Raw genomic sequence first — 23,315 nt, 5'->3', positions numbered from 1 at the left:
TTTCGTCGATGCGCTTCGCTAGGCTTGCCACTGTGGGAAAGTCGAAAAGAGCGCTCAAAGGCAGTTTGATTTGCATGGATTTATGTATTTGCGTAACTACTTGCGCCGCCAAAAGGGAATCGCCGTTTAATTCGAAAAAATTATCCTCGATGCTTATCGAATCAATGCCTAAAAGCCTACGCCAAATATTCGCAATGGCCTTTTCCGTTTCGTTGAGCGAAGAAGCGCTTGACGATTGAATATCGTGAATCTGATATTTCAGTTCGGAATGAGAACCAGCAAAAGAATCCGGCGCACGTGCAGCGCTATCATGGATTGGCAGACCAATAATGGATTCAAGGGAAGAACCGCGCTTTTTTTGGGATAGGATATGTTTTGCTATCTCTTTTCGGTTGTCCATTGTAAGAATAATTTTTCCGATATGCTTGGCTTGAGCCATGTATTCGAACGCTTGCGCCGCTTCCGTAACGAGAAAAGCGCGATAAGGAAGAGGTTTGAAATGTCCAGAAAGAAAATGATGCGATATCTCTTTCCATAACGTTTCGAATCCTGGCATATCAGGTCCAACGTCAATGGCGATAAAGGATAAGTGTTTCTCGAACAAACCTAAGTTTATGGCTGTATTTTTAATTATATCTCTTTTGCCTAATTCGAGTAATCGTCCATAAGGAGACAAAATCGACATGCTTTTAACGATAAATTCTCCACCAAGCGAGTTAAGAATAAGATTCACTCCTAAACCATTTGTAATGGTCATGATTTCATTGGCGAAATCCAGCGTCCTTGAATTCATAACATGCTTGACGCCAAGGGAGCGTAGATAATTTCTTTTTTCATCCGTTCCCGCGGTGACGAAAATTTCAGCGCCAATCCATTGAGCGATGTTCAAGGCGGCAAGACCAACTCCGCCGCTGGCGGCATGGATCAAAACGCGCTCGTCTTTTTGCAATCGTCCCTGCGCAACGAGGGAATAATAGGCAGTAGTGTAGGCGGCGGGAAGCGTCGCCGATTCTTCCTTGCTTAAATGGGAAGGCTTATGTGCGGCGGCGGCAGCGGCGACAGTGGTATAAAAACTAAAGCAGGCGGGAGCGAAGGCGACAACTTCGTCGCCGATGCGCCAATCGCTTACATTCTCGCCGATGCGAACAACTGTTCCGGAGCATTCGAGGCCGAATTTAGCTTGACAGTTTTCTTTATTGGGCAATAGGCCAAGAGCATAGAGCGTTTCGATGAAATTAAGTCCCGCTGCAGAAATTTCGATTTCAATTTCGTTAGGTCTTGGTTCAATTCTGGAAGAAGCATGAAATTCCATACTATCCAAAATGCCAGGCGTTGAGATTGTAATATAAAAATTTTTGACATTGTCTATGTTCAGCTTTTCGGAAATAGATTTAGAAAGATAATGTTCGCTCTCCGTAAAATCGATAGCCTCTTTCAATACGTAATCTTCTATATCGACGATGGATTTGCCATATTCATCCAAAATAGAAATATCGTAATGAAACATTTCAGCATGTTGGCTCGGCGAATTGCGTACATAGCTATAAAATTGTTGTGGTAAGGTATTCCATATCCTTAATCTTTTGTAGGAAAAAGGCAGCGCAGTTTCAATGCGATCGTAAATCGACAAAAAACCAGTAGCGATATCCATTAATGCAGGATGCAGAAAGTATTCTGCGTCCGCTTCCGCGAAGACATCGGGAATTTTAATCTTCGCTATTCCTTTCCGATTTCCCAATTCCGCGTATTCAAGGCATCGCCATCTCGGGCTGAAATGGGAAAATCGCTCTTCAAAAGCAGCTTTGTCCGAATCATGTCGATTTTTTTCAAAAAGGTTATCTCGCGCTGCGCAAGCGTATAGAATAGACTGATAATCGGTAATATAGGGAGGTTCATTAAGAAAATGAATCTCGCCGCGGCAATGTTCGATCCATCGATTGTCGCCGCAAAGGCTTACGATATAAATTTCGAAGTAGTCATCGCGCTTTTTTAAGATGGTTCGAATTTCAATTTCTATGTCATTATCAAAAATAAGAGGCGTGAAAAAGTATATTTCGCGGAATTCGGCCGAGGTATTCCTTGTCTCTAAAGAAAAAGCGGCAAAAGCCAATTCAAGATAAGCCGTTCCAGGTAAAACGAAGCGATCGTATACTTTATGTTCATGCAATATCCAATGCGTATACGCATTAAATTTCGATGCGAATATAATCGCAGCGTTGTCCGTTGTTACTTTGTAGAATAGAGGATGGAATATTGAATGAATGGAGGCGGATGGATCATGGGTTTCAGAAATATTTTTTCGATTTTCTTCTTCTTGACAAATAAAATGATTTAAAGGCGACACGTGGTCGGAGCGCCGCATGTCTGATGGCGACGCAATGATTTGATAGGAAGAAAAATACGATAGAATGCGATGCAAGGATTCGACGCCAGCGTCCTTTAATCCATATTGACGTATTTCATTCAAAATGCGCTGCTTTTCTTCTTCTGGCATATTCGCCTGCTCGATCATGCCCAACTCCTGCCAGAAGCCCCAATCAATAGAAATAGTTTTAATTCCATTTTGAGAAGCATGATAAGCGGCGAATGCATCGAGAAAGGCGTTTGCGGAGCAATAATCGATTTGGCCGGCGATAGGCGAGATAGAACTATACGAAGAGCATAAAAGAAAAAAATCTAATTTTCTATCTTTAATAAGATTATGCAATATTTGAGTTCCAAACAACTTAGCGGCGAATACTCGTTCGGCCTCATCGATAGTTTTGTTGCAAATCAAACCTTGCCCCAATACGCCCGCCGTATGAATAACTCCATGCAAAGCGCCGAAACGTTGGTCAATTAGCGAAAAAACATCGCGCATAGAATGTTCATCAGAAACATCCGCATTGGCCAAGAAGACTTCCGAACCGAGTTTTTCGATTTCCTTCAGTTTAAGTATTTTAGCGCAAAAGGAATCCTTTTGATTTGCGCTGTATAAAGAAAAGGGAAAAGATTTTTTTTGAGCGGCAATAAGACCTGCGTCGACAGTATTTCTTTGCTCTTTATCCCGCGGAAAAGCGGCGACCGAGCTGAATTCGTCCATGCGTAGAGCGTTTTCCCATTGATCGAGGGAAAGCAATGGAGTAACGGTTCGCAAATCTTTATCGTTAAAATACCACCATCCTTCCGCTAAGCCCCATATCATGTTGATCCAACGATATGATTTTACAGACTCGATAATAACCAGCAAACCATTGTTCTTTAAAAGACGATTAAGATTTCTGGCCGAATCGCGAATCGAATGAGTAGCATGAATGACATTATATCCTATAACAAGATCGAAACTGTTTTCTATAAAGCCTTGATTCAAGATATCCTTCGTTATATCCAATAAAGAAAAATGAATATGATTAAGATTATGAACAGCAGCTTCTTTTTGGGCGTTAAGCAAAAAAGATTGGCTAATATCAGTGAAATAATATTCGATAGTAAAGTTTTTCAACAAGGGGATAAGGTTGAAGGTCAATACGCCGCTTCCTGCGCCGAATTCCAAAATACGCAATGGTTTGCCGCCTTGCTGATGGGCTAACATGGATAGAATATCGCATAAAGACGACATGCACGACCGATCGAATGAATGTTCAATAGTATCTTTTCCACATTCATCCAGGAACGAAGAAGTTCCACCTGGATATAATACCTCGATCGCTTCAATGGAGCCGCTCAAGGCTTTTGCATAGTGTTTGGCGCAATGATCCAATAATTTCGTAAGTCCGAGAAATTGAGGAAATTCCTCATCAATCTTTTGGCGAAGAATCAATGGTTGCTGAGGCGGCTTCTTCGAAAGGCAGCGAACAGCGCCATGAACCGACTCGATAAAGAGATCCTCTTCTAGGCAATGAAGAATATATTGTAAATATTTTTTGAATTTCGGTAAAATCGATAATCGTCCGGAAAGAAAAGATAAAGAATAATTAGAGTCGCATGATAGATTGACGCCCATCGATAAAAGATAGTAATAAAAATACGAGGCGCAGAGATCGTTTAATTTATTTTCTAAGGCGCCATAATGACCTATTCCATGAATAAGCGATTTCTCGAGATTCGTTGCGAGAAAACGATCGAAGCATTCAAGATAATTATCGAGATGAAAATCGGCATGTTCGCCGTTTGAAGATAGGATGCTATCCCAAATCTCTTTGGAAGGGAAAGGAGTTCGATGGAGTAGAATCAGTTTTGCTTGAACCGATTGCGCTAAATAGCGGGAAAAAGCCAATCCCATCGAACCTAATCCGCCGGTAACAAGGTATACGCCGCCTGGACGCAATACAGAAGGAACGGAATCGGATTTATTCAATTGTATTGGATCGTAAGAAGGACGCCAAAAAGAGCAGCCGCGATAAGCAAGAATTGGTTCGGAAAAAGGATGCGAAAATTCAGATATTAAATCATCAGCGATTTTACTTTGATCCCAAGAAAAATTATCAGGTAAAATGATATCGATGTTTTGGCAAAATATATTCGGATATTCTTTTGGAATAACTCGTATCGGTCCCGTCGAAACAGATTTTTCCGGATAGAATACATCATCTCCAGAGACATTCTGCATATTATTCGTTAAAAAGAATAGGCGTAAAGGATTGGAAAATTGATGCGAGTCCAACGTGTGAACAAGATGCAATAGACTATAAAACGAAAGATTTAATGCTTCTTTTAAACGGTTAAGAGGCGTTGCTTCGTTAAAAATAGGCGAAATATTCCACGTATAAATTACATTGTGCGGTATCGTATGGCGAGAAAATAGCAAAGAAAACAAGGAATGAAGATGATCTGGATTATCGGGAGAAAGAATGAAAGTATCGTCATCGATGCGATCGAAATCATGGCCGATAGAAACCATAATAATATCTTGATCTTCGGCAATTAATCTTTTCTTCATTTCCGATCCCAACCCCAATTCGTCGGAGAAAATCAGCCAGCGATAGCGTTGAGTTAATCGATTGGACTTCAAAAAGGGCATTCTATTCCAAGTAGGAATATAGAACCAATTGGAGATATCGTTAATTTTATGAGAATAATCGATTGTAAATGTGAGAATAGGTTTATCCACCCAACATCTTCGCTTATGGAAAGGATACGTAAAAAGGGGCAATATGCGTCTTTTTTCTTGAGAATAATATTTAGGCCAAGAAATAGGAACTCCCGAAAGCCATAATTTACCCATAGTTTTTGCTATAAAAAAGCTATCATGTTCATTGTCGAGATGATGTCTTAAGGATGTAAAAATAGGCAATTCCGGATTGTTGTTATTATGACGAATAACAAAGGATGCAAGGACGCGGCTTGGACCCGTTTCCAAAAAAATGGCGTCCCATTTTTTTAGCAATTCGGATATTCCTTTGGAGAAGAGTACGGGATGTCTTAACTGTTTGATCCAATAATCGGGGTTCATTGCCTCATTGGGAGATATCCATTCTCCCGTTAGATTGGAAAGAAAGGGTATTTGCGGATGTTTAAATGGATACTTATTCAGGAAGCGATAAAAAGAATCGGCGATTGGATCCATCATCTTCGAATGAAATGCATGGGAATTTTGAAGGCGGCGGGCTTCAATATGCTGATGACGCAATGACTCTTCCAATGTTTGGATCGATTCTATAGTACCGGAAACAACGCAATGGGTTGGAGCATTAATGGCGGCGATGGAGAGATCGTCGTTTAAATAAGGCTGCAATTCGATTTCCGATAGTGGGACGGCGAGCATTGATCCAGGGGGCAGGCCGCCCATCAATCGGCCTCGCTCCGCAACCAATAGTAAAATCTCTTCAAGATTAAATACGCCCGAAAGCCAGGCGGCGGCGTATTCTCCAAGGCTATGCCCAATCGCTGCTTGAGGGCGGACGCCCCAACTCATCCATAGCGTTGCCAAAGCTGTTTCCACAGAAAGCAATATTGGCTGAGCTAGAGAAGTATGTTGCATTTGCGCATTAGCGATTGAGAAATCATGGGCGGATGGAAAAAGTATGTTCCGTATATCGAGACCAAGAATAGGATGAAGGATTTCGGCGCAACGGTCGATATGCTCGCGAAAGACAGGCTCGTCATTATAAAGTTCGCGTCCCATATTAACATATTGGGAACCTTGGCCGGGAAACATAAAGACAATAGGACGATTTTGTTTTTCGCAATGTCCTGAAAACATGAAAACAGAATCGCGCGATTGTAAGGATTGGATAGCGTCTTGAGCATTCGAGCAAAGAACGAAGCGGCGATATTTGAAGCATCTTCGGCCAGTATGCAGCGTATAGGCGGCGTCGGCAATATCGATATAAGGATCTAGTTTAAGGCAATAGGAAAGACGATCTGCAACAGCCTCTAAGGCTGTTTCAGTTTTAGCCGATAAGGAAAGGATTTGATAGGGGCGGGATTTTCCCGCAGGCGGCGCTGGCGGAGCTTCTTCCAAAACAACATGAATGTTCGTTCCGCCAATGCCGAAGGAACTTACGCCAGCGCGACGGGGAGAGGCGTTCGAATCCCATGTTGACAATTTCGCATTGACAAAGAAGGGGCTGTTGGCGAAGTCGATATGCGGATTCGGCTGCTGGAAATGGAGGCTGGGCGGAATGATTTTGTTTTCTAATGACAAGATGGTTTTAATCAATCCCGCCGCGCCCGCCGCTTCGTCCAAATGGCCTACGTTGGTTTTCACGGAACCGATGGCGCAGAATCCTTTTTTTTGCGTGCTGGCGCGAAACGCATGCGTCAGCGCTTCGATTTCGATGGGATCGCCAAGGGGCGTCCCGGTTCCATGAGTTTCGATATACCCTATAGATTCTGGATGGATATCCGCCATCGCGAGGGCTTCCGCGATGACTTGGGCTTGGCCGTCCACGCTGGGCGCCGTATAGCCCGCTTTGGCCGCGCCGTCGTTGTTCATAGCGGAGCCGAGGATGACGGCGCGGATGCAATCGCCTTCCTCGATCGCATCTTCCAACCTTTTCAAAACGACGATCGCGACGCCGTTGCCGCTGACGGTTCCTTGCGCCTGGGCGTCGAAAGCGCGGCAATGGCCGTCGGGAGAAGAGATGGACCCCTCATGATGAAGGTATCCTTGTTCTTGAGGAATTTGTATGCCCACGCCTCCCGCCAGCGCCGCGTCGCATTGATAGTCGAGAAGGCTTTGGCAAGCTAAATGAACAGCCGCCAGCGAGCTGGAGCAGGCGGTATTGACGTTGACGCTGGGGCCGGTCAGATTCAGTTTGTAGGAAACGCGCGTGGGGACGTAATCTTTATTATTGCCGATAATAAGATTTAGATTGCCGGAATTTTGGAGGATATCGGGATGGGGAATCAAATTATTCAGCAGATAGGTGCTCATTCCGGCGCCCGCGAAGACGGCGATGCGGCCTTTATAAGATTCCGAATCGCAACCGCTGTTTTCCATCGCTTCCCAAGCGCATTCCAGGAAAAGGCGATGCTGCGGATCGGTGAGTTCCGCCTCGCGAGGAGTCATGCCGAAGAAATCCGCGTCGAAGAGTTCGACGCCGTCCAATACGCCGTTGGCGCGGACGTAATCGGGGTCGTTCAGCAGCGGCTCGCCGACTCCGGCGGCAGCCAATTGTTCGCGGGAGAAGAATGTAATGCTTTCGACGCCGTTGCAGAGATTGCGCCAAAATTGTTCGACGTTGGCGGCGCCGGGAAAGCGTCCGGCCATGCCGATGACGGCGATGCGGTTTGATTGATGGTCAGGTTTATTCTCATTCATTGGCGTTCATTGATTTGCGCCGATAACGAGCATTTTTTCGTTTGGCGGCGCGGTATTGAATTTCCTGCAACGCCTCCGATGTTTCCTTTGTTGACTCTTGAAGGAGATAGCCGGAGAGGGCGCTGATGTTGGAATGTTTAAAGAGCATGACAACAGGAAATTCGCGGTTCAATATTTTGCATAATTTACGATGGATTTTAACGATCAAGAGAGAATGCGCTCCCAGATCGAAGAAATTATCGTGGATTCCTACTTTATCGGTTTTCAATGTTTCTTGAACGATCGATGCGATGGTTTTTTCCATTTCGCTGCGGGGCGCAATATATATGGTTGACGAATTGCGGATGGTTTGCGGCTGGGGCAGCGCTATGCGGTCGAGTTTGCCATTGGCTGTCAGCGGGAAAGCTTTTAAAGGCATATAGAAAGACGGCGCCATGTAGTCCGGCAATCGTTCTAAAAGATGGCGGCGCAACTCGCTGGGTTCGGGCGTCTTTTGATTGGCGGGGATATAATAAGCGATTAATCGAGCGCCCTCTTCCTCGTCCTGCGCGATGACGGCGGCATCTCGGACGGCGGGATGGGCGATGAGCGCCGATTCGATTTCTCCCAGTTCCACGCGGAAACCGCGAATTTGGATCTGGCGGTCGATGCGGCCTAAATACTCGATCTCGCCGTCAAAGCGATAGCGGCCCAAGTCGCCCGAACGATAGAGGCGTTCGCCGGCTTCGCCGAAGGGATCGGAAATAAAGCGCTCCGCCGCCAACTCGGGGCGGCGCAGGTAGCCTTGCGATACTCCCGCTCCGCCGACGTAAATTTCTCCCGGCGTTCCGACTGGAACCGGTTGCTGATAGGCGTCAAAAAGATAGAGGCGCAAATCCGGCAATGGTCGGCCGATGAGGCTGGCGCGGTTCAGCGCATCGGCGGCGGTCAGCGGTCGATAGGTAACGTGCACCGTCGTTTCTGTGATGCCGTACATGTTTACCAGCTGCGGCTTCGCATCGCCGTGACGCTGAAACCACGGCTTCAGGCTTTGCATTTCTAGCGTTTCGCCGCCGAAGATCACTAGCCGAAGCGACAACTCAACGCGCGTCTCTTCCTCTACTTGAATCAATGTCCGAAAAGCCGATGGCGTTTGGTTGAGCACGGTTACATTTTCCCGCGCTAACATCTGATAAAACTCTTTCGGCGATCGCGCGATTTCTTGCGGAATCACAACGAGCCGCCCGCCGTACAATAATGCGCCCCACATTTCCCATACGGAAAAATCGAAGGCATAGGAATGAAACATTGTCCAAACATCGTTTTCGTTGAAATGGAACCAATCTTCCGTCGATGTAAAGAGGCGCGAGACGTTGGCGTGAGAAACGACGGTTCCTTTAGGTTTGCCCGTGGAACCAGAGGTGTAGATAACGTAAGCGGCATCGCTGGAAACATTGAGCCGCAGTGGATTATCCTCGTTCTCGCGGGCGATGATTTCGGCGTCGCCGTCGAGACGAAGTACGCTGGCGTGATGATTCGGCAAAGTATCGATTAATTTATTTTGCGTTATTAAAATGGGCGTTTGCGCGTCTTGCAGCATGTAAGCGAGGCGTTCGGCAGGATGGGCGGCGTCGAAAGGAACGTAGGCGCCTCCGGCTTTGATAACGCCTAAGAGCGCGGCGAGCATTTCCGGCGAACGATCAAGATAGACTCTAATGAGCGTGTTACGCTCAACGCCCAAGCGGCGCAGATGATGGGCCAGTTGGTTGGCGCGGGCATTGAGTTCGCGGTAAGTCCATTCGCGCCTGCCGTTCGCGCTATCGAAAGCAACGGCGATGCGATCTGGCGTTTTCTCCACTTGATTTTCGAACCATGCCACCAGCGTGGGCGTTGGGAAAGCCGCTTGAGGCGAATTGAAGTCGCAGAGAATATGACGTCTCTCGTTCTCGTCAAGCAGATTCAATCGCGCGATGGGTAAGGATGGATCGGTAAGCAGGCTGTCGATCAAATTTATCAAATGACGCCCCATACATTCGATGCGCTCGGGGAGAAATAAGTCCGTGTTGTAAACAATATCCGCCTGGATCGTTCCTTCTTTTTCCTCGAAAGTGAAAGCCAGATCGAATTTGCTGGTTTCGTATTCATGAATGAAAGGATGAATTTTCACTCCATCTAGGATGAAATCTTGCGTCTCCGCATTTTGCAGTACGATGATGACATCGAACATAGGCGAGCGGCTGACGTCGCGGCTGAGATTCAATTCATCCACCAAACGGTCGAAAGGATAACTTTGATGATCAATAGCTTCGGCGACGCTGCGGCTGATCTGGCGCAATAAATCTTCAAAACGCATTTCGCCTTGCAGGCGGTCCAACAATGGCAGCGTATTGATATAAAAGCCTATTTGATCTTCCAAGCTGGGATGATTACGCCCCGCCGTAGGAAATCCAATGAGAATTTCTTCTTGATTCGTATAACGGAAAAGCAGCGTTTTGACCGCCGCCGATAGGAACATGAACAGGCTTGCATTATGGCGGCGGATGAGCGAATGAATCGTCTGCGTTTGTTGGGAATCAAGTCTATAGGAATGGCTGCGTCCATTGTAAGTTTTCACTGGCGGCCGGGGACAATCAGCCGCCAGGTCGAGAACCGGGATTTCTCCCGCAAGTTTGTTATGCCAATAATCGCGATGGATGGCGCCCGCCTCGCTCGCCAAGAAGCGATTTTGCCATTGCGCATAATCGCGATATTGGATGCGCAGCGGCGGCAGGGAAGGATTTTCTCCACGGTGAATCTCTTTATTCAGCGTCATAAAATCGCGCACTAATACGCCTTGGCTCCAATCGTCGGAAATGATGTGGTGCATGTTGAAAAGCAAAACATGGCGCTCTTTAGCGAGTTGCAAAAGCGATAGGCGGATCAATCCTCCCTTTTCCAGATCGAAGCGCAGCGCTGCGTCGGCGAGTGCGATTTCCCGCGCTTTCTGTTCCGGGAAAGATTCTACGCGCAAATCGATGAGGCGAAGATGGGCGTCTATGGCGGGAAGAATCCTCTGACGTGGTTCGTCATTTACCATAACAAATACAGTACGCAAGGATTCATGCCTTTGCGTCAGTTCAGCGAAGGCTCGTTCCATCGCTTTCGGATCGATGGCCCCTTCGAGCAGCAGGGCGGCGGGCATGTTGTATGCGGCGGAGCCGCCATCCATCTGCGCCAGCATCCACAGACGGCGTTGGCCGTGGGAGAGCGGATAATCCGCCGCATCCGGCGTTTTTTCAATCGTTTGAAAAGCGCTGGCTGTTTGGCCGCCGATCTTTTCAACTAACTCTGCAATCGTTGGATGATTGAAAATATCCCTAAGCGATATTTCCACATTCAAATCGCGATGAATCCGGCTGACTATCTGCGTCGCCTTCAAACTGTGTCCGCCGAGTTCAAAAAAATTATGATCGATTCCAACCTGATCGATTCCTAAAACCTCTTTCCATATTTCGGCGAGAATTTTTTCCTTGCAAGTAATGGGCGCGCGGTATTCGCCTACGGCCAGGCGTTGGGAGGAATCCGGCCTAGGCAGCGCCTGGCGGTCGATCTTGCCCGCTGGCGTCAAGGGCATATTGCGAAGAAAAACGAAATCGGAAGGAACCATATAATGAGGCGTTTTATCTTTGAGGAACTCGCGCAGAAGCGGCGTCAGCTTGCGCGCCAGTTTTTCATGCAAAGGATTATTGGCGTATTGGTTCCACGGTTTGGCTTCGCTGCGATCGACAAATGATAGGCGCAGTCTTTTTTGGCCATCGCGGCGGCGCGTGAATAATGCGTCAAAACGTCCATCCATTGCGGATTGAGCCATGCGGATATCAACGTAATAAGGCAAATCCTTTTCCAGATTCCACAATTCTTCCGGTTCCAGGCCGGCAGGTTGAAGGCGCCGCAAAGCCGACCGCATTTCGCCTACGCTGGCATAGAAATCCTTGGCGGCGAGCCAATGCAGGATTTGGTTCTCTTCCCAGACGCGGCGATTGGCGATGGAGCGCAAACCGAAACTCTCCGGCCGTTCGTCTTCCATAATGCTGCGGATTTCGGCTATGGATAAAGATTTTTGCGTCCAATTGCGCCAATCGGTTGAGAGGATATCTTCTGCTTCCTGTCCCAGCCGAATGACAACGTCGTAGCGAAAGCGAGTCATTTCGTTGTGATGGAATCCGCGCTTGGGCAGAATATCCACGTGAGAAATTTGCGAGAAACGATGCTGCAACGCATAGAAAAAAGCGGGATCGACGGCCATTTCCTGCTCTATCGCCATCTGACGCCGAATACGCTCCGCCAGTTCCGCCGAAGCGAGGGAATCGTCGGCCTTGAAAAATTGTACGGAAGCATAAAAGGTTTTGAGCAAAGGCAAACTGCGGACATCTCCAAGGAAAATGCTTCCGCAAGGTTGCAGGATTCCGATTAATCCTTCCAATACGTCAAGAAGATAATCGACGCTGGGAAAATATTGAATCACGGAAGGCAGCAACGCAATGTCGTAAAATCCCGGCTCAATGCCGCTGAAATCGTCTGCCTTTCTTCGTTCCAAAATCGCTGCGCTAAGTCCTTTGATTTTTCGCTGCCAATCCGGCGAAGACTGCAATGGACGCAAGCGTTCGATAGCCGTCTGCGACAAATCGGTTCCCCGATAGGATTGGCAATGGGGCAACAGCGGGAACATGATGAGTCCGGTTCCGCAGCCGATTTCCAATGCGCGGCGCGGATTAAGTGTGAGAATGCGTTGAACCGTAAAATCGACGTACTCGCGCATGTCGGCTTCTGGCAGCGGGGCGCCGTCGTAGTTGCTGTCCCAGCCGATGACGTTGAAGGTTTCGTCGCCATGCGTCAGCGATTGGGTATAACTATCGTCATGCAGGTTTTGCCAAAGATCGATTTGCTCGCCTTGTAGTTCCAGCATGTATTGTTGCGCGGGCGCAGAAGCGGCGTTGGGGACGATATAAGCCGCTAGGCGTTTATCTCCCGGCGCGTCTTCGCGCAGAATAACGGCGGCCTCGCCGACGGCGGGATGCTGGCGCAGCGCGCCTTCGATTTCGCCCAATTCGATGCGGAAACCGCGCAGTTTGATTTGATCGTCCACCCGGCCCAGGCATTCCAACGCGCCGTCTGCCGGCCAAAAGCCGATATCGCCGGTGCGGTATAACGTTTCGCCGCGTCCTTCGTCCGCGTAGGGATTAGGGACGAAAACGGCGCGCGTTTTGGCCTCGTCGTTCCAATAGCCTTCACCCACTCCGACGCCAGAAACGCAGATTTCGCCTGGAACGCCGATAGGCGTCAGTTTCATATGGCGGTCGAGAACGTAGAGCGTCAGATTCGATATGGGATTGCCGATGGGAACTCCGCGCCGGTCTGGCGGTAACGGCTTATCGATAACAAATTGACAAATATCGTCGGCGGCTTCCGTAGGGCCGTAGGCGTTGACTAGTTTGATATGGGGATAGCATTCTAGCCAATCGTTCGCGAGAGAGACGGGAACGGTTTCTCCCGTCGCCATTGCCCATTCCAGCTGGGGCAAAGAACGTTCGTCCGGCGGCAGAGCGCGGACATAATCCAGCAGCGCCTTCATGACGACCGGCACAAGTTCGATGAGCGTGATGCGCTGCGAGCGGATGGTTTGGAAAAGCCGCGCCGCATCGCAAACGGTTTCGAAATCGGCGATGATCGTTCGTCCGCCAATGAGGCTGGGCGCCAGAAATTGCCAGACGGAAATGTCTGACGACGATGGAGCGCTTTGCAAAAAGGCGGAATCACGATGGAATTGCAAGAGATCGAATTCGGCGAAGATATGATTGACCGCGCCGTTATGCCGAACGATCGCGCCTTTTGGCAAGCCGGTAGAACCGGAGGTATAGAGCATATAGGCGCGGTCGCCGCTGTCATTAATGCAATTGGGATTAGTTATTGGTTCTGTTTCCAAATTATCTTCATCAAGCCGCAGAATATGCTGTAAATCATCATTTTCATTAAGAGAGAATATATTGAATATTGAAGATCGCGTAATGAGAAAGCGAGAGCTGCTGTTCGACGCCATGTAATTCACGCGATCCTGCGGATAGCCGGGATCGATGGGCAAAAACGCGCCGCCCGCTTTGAGAACGCCCAGCATAGAAGCGAGAAAATCGATGCCGCGTTGATCGAGGATGGCTGCGAATTCGTTGCGCCGAAGCCCCAGGCGGCGCAGGCGATGGGCGATTCGGTTAGCTTTGGCGTTAAGTTCGGCGTAGGTAATAGTTGCGCTGTTATGAACGGCGGCGATACGCTGCGGCCCTTTCTGCGCCTGTTCTTCGAAGAGTTCGTGAATCGTTTTATGGATAGGATATGTAATGCGGGGGCCGTTTCCCATCGACAGCAATTGCTTCTCTTCCTCCAGGGCAAGCAGCGGCGCATCGTTCAGGCGCAAATCGGGATTGGCAGCTAGCGCCGCGAGTAGGATTTGGAAATGACCTGCTAATCGCTGAATGGTGGATTCGTCGAATATATCGCTGTTATATTCCAATACTCCCGTCAACGAATCGTCCGTTTCCCACATATCGAGCACGAGATCGAACAAGGCGGTAACTCTTTTCGTCTCGACCAGGCTGATGTTCAACTCCGGCAATTCCAACATTGGCATAGGCGCATTCTGCAAAGCGAACATGACCTGAAATATTGGATTGAGGCTCAAGTCGCGCTCCACTTGCAATTCATCGACGAGCTTTTCGAACGGCAGGTCTTGATGGGCGTAAGCGTCCAACGCCGATTGGCGAACTTGCTGCAATAGTTCGTTGAACGTTGGATTGCCTGGCAACTCAATGCGCAGCGCCAGCGTATTGACGAAAAAGCCAATCAAGGATTCGATTTCGCCGCGAGTGCGATTGGCGATAGGGGAGCCGATGACGATGTCTTCTTGGCCGCTATAACGATAAAGCAAAACGGCGAAGGCGGAGAGCAGCGTCATGAACAGGGTGGCTTCGGACTGCTGGCTCAAACTTCGCAATTGCTTCGCGCCGTTGGCGCCGATTTCGAATTTCACGCTGCCGCCTTGGAAGGTTTGCGCGGGCGGATGCGGCCGGTCGGCGGGCAGTTCTAACGAAGGCGGCGCTCCCGCCAATTTCTCTTTCCAATAACGGATTTGCTTTTCCAACCTTTCGCCGCTGAGCCAATGGCGCTGCCAGGCGGCGAAGTCGGCGTATTGAATCGGCGGTTCTGCAAGCTTTATGTTATCGCCTTGCCTATTAGCTGTGTAGAGAGGGGCTAGTTCTTGGATGAGTATGCCCAACGACCAGCCGTCGGAAACGATATGGTGCATAGTCAGTCGCAGGATGTGATCCTCGTCATGCAGCCGCAGCAGCGATGCGCGCAGCAAGGGGCTTTGAGAGAGATCGAAGGGAAGGCGCGCTTCCTCGGCGATGAGCCTATGAGCCTCGTTCATTCGCTGAGATTCGGGAGAGGAAGTTAGATCGATGAGAGGCAAGGATATTTTTATGGATGGCGCAATGATTTGTACGGGTTTACCGCTGATGGACTTAAAAAACGTGCGCAAGGATTCGTGGCGACGGACGATTTCGTTTAATCCTTTTTCCAAAGCGTCAATGCGCAGCGGGCCAGTAAGGCGCAATGCGATCGAGACGTTATAAAAAGGATTGCCCGGCTCCAGCTGATCGAGAAACCACAAACGTTCTTGCGCGAAGGAGAGGGCAGGATTGTTATCTTTGGGAATGGGTTCGATGGGGGGTGGTTGACTTTGTCCCTCGCGCCGCGCCATTTCGATGTACTCCGCCAAACCCGCAATAGTGGGCGACTGAAACAAATGGCGCAATGGCAATTCGACGGCGAAGGCTTCGCGGATGCGGGAAACGGTTTGCGTAGCCAATAAGGAATGTCCGCCCAAAGCGAAAAAATTATCGTAAATCCCGATGCTGTCCAATCGCAGGATTTTGGCCCAGATTCCAGCGAGAATTTCTTCCGTTGGCGTACGAGGCGGCGCATAAGCGTCATCAGAAGCAATGCGTTCCGGTTCGGGCAATTGGCGGCGGTCGATTTTCCCATTTTCATTAAGCGGAAACGCATCCATTGCTGTGAAGAACGATGGGATCATATATTCCGGCAATCGGCGTTCCAGATAACGGATAATTTCTTTGATGGGAATGGCTGCATCAGGACCAAAAACCAGGTAGGCGGCGAGGCGTTCGTCCCGATAGAGAACCACCGATTCCTGGACGGCGGGATGCCCGTCAAGCGCGCTTTCTATTTCTCCCAGTTCGACGCGGAAGCCGCGTATTTTTACTTGATAATCGGTTCGTCCTAAAAATTCGATGGCGCCGTCCGGAAGGCGGCGAACCAAGTCGCCTGTTTTATAGAGCCTCGAATCAGGATCGTTCTGGAAGGGATTGGGGATGAATTTCTCCGCCGTCAAATCCGGCCGGTTGAGATAACCGAGAGCAAGGCCGTCGCCGCAAAGACACAACTCGCCGGGAACGCCGACGGGAACCGTTTGCAGATATCGATCCAAAACATAAATCTGGGTATTGGCGATGGGGCCGCCGATGGGGATCGTAACGGCGTCTTCGGGAACTTGCTTAATTAAATGCCATGATGAGAAGGTAGTATTTTCCGTGGGGCCATAGACGTGAAGCAAGCGTCTCGGCGCTCCATTCGCTAAAATCCGCCGCGCCCATTGCGGATCGACCGCCTCGCCGCCGAAAAGCAAGTGATTCAATCCCCGAAAAGCGTCCGAAGCTTCGCGGGCGATTTGGTTGAATAGCGCCGTTGTCAGAAACAACGTGGTGATTTCATGCTGCTGCAAGCATGCGGCGAATTCTCGCGGAGAAAGAGCGATGTCGCGTTCGACAATAACCAAGCGGGCGCCGTTGAGCAGCGCTCCCCAAATTTCAAAGGTGGCGGCGTCGAAGGAGGCGTTGGAAGCCTGGGCGACGGCGTCCACCGTTTCGAGTCGAATGTAATCGGAATTAACGACTAATCGATTGACGGCGCGGTGGGGAATGACGATGCCTTTGGGTTCGCCGGTCGATCCCGATGTGTAGATGACATAGGCGGGATGTTCTCCGGAAACGTCGACGCTGAGATTCTCGCCGTTTTCTTTTGAGATATTGTCCCAATCCGCATCGAGGCGAAGGATGGTTCCTTGATGTTGCGGCAAACAGTTTTGCAAACAGCTTTGCGTCAATAAGATCGGCGCCTGGCAGTCTTTCGCCATGAATTCCAATCGCTCTTGAGGATAGGCGGTATCCAAAGGAACATAGACGCCGCCCGCTTTAAGTATGCCCAGCATCCCTACAATCATTTCCAGAGAACGTTCGGCGAAAAGGACAACCATAGTTCCAGGAACAACGCCTTCAACGATCAAGCGCTGCGCCAATTGATTCGAACGAGCATTCAATTCCCGGTAAGCAATCTTATCCTTTCCATATTCAACAGCGATGGCGTCAGGACGAAGCGCCGCTTGTTCTTCGAAAAGACGATGAATGGAAACATCGCGGGGATAGGCGCTTTTCGTTTTATTCCATTCGATAAGTTGAAGCTGCTCATCGTTCGTTAACAGCGGGATATCGGATAGGCGTTGTTGGGGATTATCGGCAACGGCTTGCAGGATCGTTTTGAAATGGCCTGCGAAGCGGATCATAGTCGATTCGTCGAATAGATCGGCGCTGTATTCCAAAACGGCGTTCAATCCTCCATCCGCTTCTTCCATCAATAAACTTAAATCGAATTTCGCCGTTTCGTTATCCACTAGTAATGGTTCGAAGCGCAGCCCCGGCAGTTCCAGTTTCTCCAAGGGAGCATTTTGCAATGCCAATGCGGCTTGAAAGATGGGCGTATGGCTTAGATTGCGTTCCGGATGCAATGCTTCCACCAGCTGCTCGAAGGGAATATCTTGATGGTCGTAAGCATCAAGCGCGGCGCGGCGCGTTTGTTCCAACAAATCCGAGAAGGAGGGATTCCCCGCAAAATCCAAGCGCAGAGCCAACGTATTGACGAAGAAGCCAATCAATGGTTCCAACTCTTGACGATTGCGGTTGGCGACTGGCGTTCCGATGACGATGTCGTCCTGATGGCTGTAGCGATGAAGCAAAACGCCATAACCAGACAACAGAGTCATAAATAATGTCGCGCCCGAATGGCGGCTCAAGGATTTCAATTTTTGCGTAAGATCGCTATCGATGGAAAAATAAAGCGTCCGTCCTTGAAACGTCTTCACCGCAGGCCGGGGACGATCGCAAGGCAATTCCAGCAGCGCAGGAGCGCCCCGCAGCCGCTTCCGCCAATAATCAGTTAGTTGTTGCAAAGCTACGCCCGCCAGCCATTGGCGCTGCCATAGCGTATAATCGGCGTATTGGATGGAAAGTGGCGGCGGCGCGGCGGGAACGCCTTCGAGAAATGATCGATAAAAAACCGAAAATTCTTTAATAAAAACACCCGCAGACCAGCCGTCGAAAACGATATGATGCGCGGTCATGACGATGATGAATTCATGAAAATCGACTTGAAGCAGAACCAGCCACAGCAATGGAACTTTTGTCAAATCGAAAGTATGCTGCGCTTCTTCATTGATGATTCGCTGCACTTCGGCGGCGCGTTCTTCTTTTGGTTTATGGCGCAGATCGATTATAGGCAGCGGCAAGTCAAGGCTGGCCGCGATGACCTGCGACGGTCTGCCATTGATATTGGGAAATGCAGTTCTCAAAATTTCATGCCGCCGAACGATCTCATTAATGCAGCGCAGCATGATGTCCGCATCAAGCGGCCCTTCGATTCGCAAAGCCGCCGTAATGTTGTATACGTCGCGGCGGCCCTCCAATTGATCCAAAAACCGTAATCGTTCTTGAGAGAAGGAAAGAGGAAGACTTTCCATTTTAGCGCAAGGTTGCAAGGGAGGCGTCTGAAGTGAATGGCTGAGGCGCGCGGCGGCGATATGTTCGCTTAATTGGGCGATCGTTGGCGAATCGAAAAGACGGATGACGGGCAACTCGATAGCGAAGGCGCGGCGCAAGCGGGAGACGACTTGCGTGGCCAATAAAGAATGTCCGCCCAAATCGAAAAAATTGTCGTGAAGGCCAACGCGATCCATCCGCAATACTTCGGCCCAAATGGTTGCGAGGATTTCTTGCGTTGGAGTTTTGGGAATCGAAAACGCTTCTTCTCCGCCGATGGATGACGCTTGCGGTTCGGGCAAGGCGCGCCGATCTACTTTGCCGTTGGAAGTCAGCGGCATGGCTTTGAGCGTTACGAAAACCGACGGGATCATATAATCGGGAAGCGCGCGCGCCAAATGTTGGCGTAAATCGGCGGCGGCGATGGCGGCGGAGGGAACGATATAAGCGATCAGTTCCAGCGATTCGAACCGATCTTTTCGAGTAGCGATTTCTGCTTCGGAAACGGCGGGATGTTGGAGCAACTGGCTGCGGATTTCGCCCAGCTCCACGCGAAAACCCCGGATTTGAACCTGGTCGTCGATCCGGCCATGATAAACCAATTCGCCGTTAGGAAGCCATTTGGCCAGGTCGCCAGAACGATAAAGTCGCTCCTGCGGTTTGTAGGGATTGGCGATGAATTTTTCGCGTGACAAATCGTCCCGGCGCAAATACCCGCGCCCGACGCCCTCTCCGCCGACGCACAACTCGCCCGGAACGCCAACGGGTAAGAGGCGTTGCCGGGAATCCATAACATACGCGGTCGTCGTGGGAATAGGAACGCCAATATTGCTCTCGTCCGCCGCAATCTCCTTTTCCGTAATTTCTTTGTACGTAACGTGCACCGTGGTTTCGGTGATGCCGTACATGTTGACGAGATTCACGGCGGGATAGGCTTCGCGCCATTTTTTCAGTTGGATGGGATGAAGCGCCTCGCCTCCAAAGATGACGCAGCGTAAAGCGAGGTCAGGGCAACCGCGTTCTAACGCTTCCTGCGCCAGATGATAGAAGGCGCTTGGCGTTTGATTCAAGATCGTAACGCGCTCGCGCACGAGCAGATCGAGAAAGAGAGCGGGATCTTGAGCCGTCTCTTTAGGAACGATGACGAGTTTGCCGCCGTAAAGAAGCGCGCCATACATTTCCCATACGGAAAAATCGAAGCAATAGGAATGAAATAAAGCCCAAACGTCATCGGCATTGAAATTGAAGAGGAATTTATCGTTTTTCATCAACCGCACGATGTTGCGATGTTCTAATAAAACGCCTTTCGGCTTACCCGTAGAGCCGGAGGTGTAAATGCAATAAGCAAGATGATGCGGTTGAGTAAGATTGGCAGGCGGCGTTGAGGATTGGGCGGCGATTTTTTCGCTGTCGGCGTCCAGAAGAATGCGATGGGAAATAGTATCCGTAATCACGTCGCTCAACGATTGCGTTGTGATGAGAAATTGCGCGCCCGCGTCTTGCAGCATGAAGCGCAGGCGTTCTTGCGGATGGGCGGGATCTAAGGGAAAGTAAGCTCCTCCAGCCTTCAACACGGCCAACATGGCGGCGACGGCGTCCTGCGAACGATTCAAGCATAGGGCGACGAGATCGTCCGTACCAACGCCAAACTTGCGCAGATAATGAGCCAAGCGGTTGGCGCTGGCGTCGAGTTCGCGGTAAGTCCAGGCTTGATTTCCCTCAACGATGGCGATGCGGTCGGGAGTACGCGCCGCTTGCTCTTCGAAGAGTCCATGCAAGGTTTTGTCTTTGGGATAAGACGCTTGCGCGGCGTTCCAAACTTCCAATTGTTGTCGATGTTCCGCTTCGTCGAGCAGAATAATATCGTCGATTTTTTGGGCGGGATCGCTGGCAGCCGCTTCGAGGATGGCTTGGTAATGTCGCGCTATTTGTTCGATGAAGCCGTTATCGTAATAATCGCTGTTAAACGTAATGATTCCCGAATAGCCTTCATTTTCTTTATATATAAACAAATTGAAATCGTATTTACCCCAACCTAGATTGGTCTCGACGATTTGCGCCGTTGCGCCGCCTATATACAAAACCGGGAGATTCTCTTCATCGAATTGAAAGAGAACGTCGAAGAGCGCCGTGCGGCTCATATTGTTTTCCGGCTTCAACTCCAACACCAACTTATCGAACGGCATTTCGCCGAATGCAAGCGCCTGATGTAATATTTTCGTCGTCTGGCGCAGCAGCGATTGAAAGGAGGGATTGCCGCCTAGATCGTTGCGCAGCGGTAAGAGATTGTCGAAAGGGCCGGCGGCGTGGGCAATTTCCGAATTGCGGCAGGAGTAGTTAACGCCTACGGTGATTTCGTCTTGGTTAGCATAGCGATGCAGCAAGACGAGAAAGGCGGTCAGCGTTGCGGCGTAAGCGGAAGATCTTTCCTTCGTTGCCAGCGCCTCGATGCGTTGATGCAGCTTCGGATGTACTGTGAAAAAGCAACGGGCGGGCGTATAAGTATGAACCGCTGGACGCGGCCGCTGCATCGGCAGTTCAAGCGCTTGAATTTTTCTTCTCAGCTGCCATTTCCAATAAAAGAGAAACGGTTCGAAATCCTTCGCAGCGAATTGGCTTTGCCATTGCGCATAATCGAGATAATCGATGGCGGCGCGGGGTAGCGATAGATCGCGCTTCGCCAGGCGGGCGTTGTAGATTTCGCTCAATTCTTCCGCGATAAGGCGCAGCGTTTTCTTGTCCACCGCGATATGATGCGCCGTTACAACCAACAATGATTCTTCATCGCTCATTCGCAGCCACGCCGCACGGATGGGAATCTCTTGATTGAGATCGAAAGCTTCTTGCGACTCTCGCAGCGCCAATGAATTCGCATCGGCTATGGATGCGTTATCGAGTCGTATTGTTGTTAACTTGAAATCGCATGAATCCGCCGCTTGAACGGTTCTTTCGTTATCCTCATGCAGGCGAATGCGCAATACCGCATGGCGAAGAATGATGTCCTTAAGGCTCTGTTCCAATGCCTCGCCATCGACGATTCCGTCAAAATGCAATAGCAGCGGAATGTTATGATAGATGGGGTGGCTGGCGTAGACGTTGCCGGTTTCGAAATGATCGATGAACCATATTCGCTGTTGGTGATAAGATAGCGGCGCTTGTTTGCGTCTCCTGTTAACCCCGCTGTCCGCCGATTGGGCAATAAGCGGCAGACCTAGCGGTTCGCCTGCGTTATCGAATAGTAAATCGTCCAGTTCGGCGCCGGGATGTTCGGCGGCGTTTTCCAACAAGCGTTGGAAACGCTCTTTCATGCGAATGATGGTTTCGTTTTCGAAAAGATCGATGTTGTAGCGAAACGAGCCGCAGAGATGTTCGTCCTCTTCCCATAGATATAAATCCAAATCGGTGCGCACCGGTTCGTCGTCGAATTCGATCTGGCTCCATTTCATGCCATGTGGTTTTACGTCCGATTCCGGCGCATTTTGGAAGATGAGCATGGCTTGAAAAATAGCGCTGCGGCTGGCGTCCCGCTGCGGCTGCAACTCTTCCACCAATTTGTCGAAGGGCAAATCCTGATGATCGAAAGCCTCCAGCGCCATCTTTTTCACCCGCGCCAATAACTCGGAAAAAGTACGAACGCCATTCAATGATAATCGCAAAGGCAGAGTATTGACGAAGAATCCAATCAGAGATTCAAGTTCGCGGCAGCTGCGGTTGGCGATAGCCGCGCCGATGACGATATCCTCCTGGCCGCTATAGCGGGAAAGCAAAAGCGCATAAGCCGCCGCCGCCGTCATGAACAAAGTCGTTCCCGATTGTTGGCAGAGGGATTTGATTTTTTTCGTCAGGATGGATGAGCAATGAAATCGGACATTGCATCCATCAAAGGTTTGCTTGAGCGGACGCGGCTTATCGCAAGGCAATACCAATGGCAGCGGAGCATCGGTTAGGATTTGTTTCCAATAATTCAGATGCGATTCTAATAATTCTCCCTGCATATTTTGGCGCTGCCAAACGGTGAAGTCGGCGTATTGGATGGAAAGGCTAGGCAGCGATGGAGCGAGGTTTTGCGAGAATGCTTCATAACAAGCTAATAGTTCGCGGGAAAATATCCCCGCCGACCAGCGGTCGAAGACGATGTGATGCACCGCGATGAATAGGATGTAAGATTCATCTCCTACCCATAACAGTTTGACGCGCCATAGCGGACCGCGAGCCAGATCGAAAGGACGGCGCCGCTCTTCCCGCGCCTGGCGCTGGATTTCCGCGTTTTGTTCGCTTGACGGAATTGTTCGAAGGTCTTCGATAGGCAAATCGATCGACGCCGCAGGATGAATCGCTTGCGTAGGGGCGCCGTTGGAGGATGGGAAAACGGTTCGTAGAATTTCATGACGGGCGGCGATGGCTGACAGGCTTTGCTTTAAGGCGTCAATATTTATTTTGCCTTGAATGACGTAGCAGCCGAATTCGTTGTAATGGGCGCCGCCGCCCTCCAATTGATCCAAAAACCATAAGCGTTGCTGGGCGAAAGAGACGGGAAGATTTCCTTCCCTGGTTTGAGGAACGATTTCCTTTCCGCTTTCCGCCGCCTGCGGGAGGCGCTTTTCCTGCAATTTCCGGATCAGTAGTTTTTGCTGTTCCGGTGAAAGATTGGCGATGCGTTTGGCGAATTTGTTCAA

The 23,315-nt window shown here is 49.8% G+C and carries 2 protein-coding genes (1 of these 2 only partly in view); both read right to left on the bottom strand.

Features of this window, described 5'->3' with window-relative positions; all coding sequences use genetic code 11:
* A protein-coding gene (locus tag AB1656_04495) for an SDR family NAD(P)-dependent oxidoreductase (protein MEW6234624.1) crosses the window boundary here: on the bottom strand, positions 1 to 7,744 show its 5' portion. 65 nt of this gene lie to the left of the window's left edge; the window shows 7,744 of its 7,809 coding nt (coding positions 1-7,744); it begins with the start codon at positions 7,742 to 7,744; its stop codon lies off the left edge, out of view.
* Positions 7,737 to 23,315 carry an amino acid adenylation domain-containing protein gene (locus AB1656_04490; protein MEW6234623.1) on the bottom strand — a complete coding sequence of 5,193 codons (15,579 nt, stop codon included), beginning with the start codon at positions 23,313 to 23,315 and terminating at the stop codon, positions 7,737 to 7,739. Before AB1656_04490 ends, AB1656_04495 begins: the two co-directional genes overlap by 8 nt.

The organism is Candidatus Omnitrophota bacterium, assembly GCA_040755155.1.
Classification (GTDB): Bacteria; Hinthialibacterota; Hinthialibacteria; order Hinthialibacterales; family Hinthialibacteraceae; genus JBFMBP01.
This window is presented reverse-complemented; position numbering and strand designations above follow the sequence as displayed.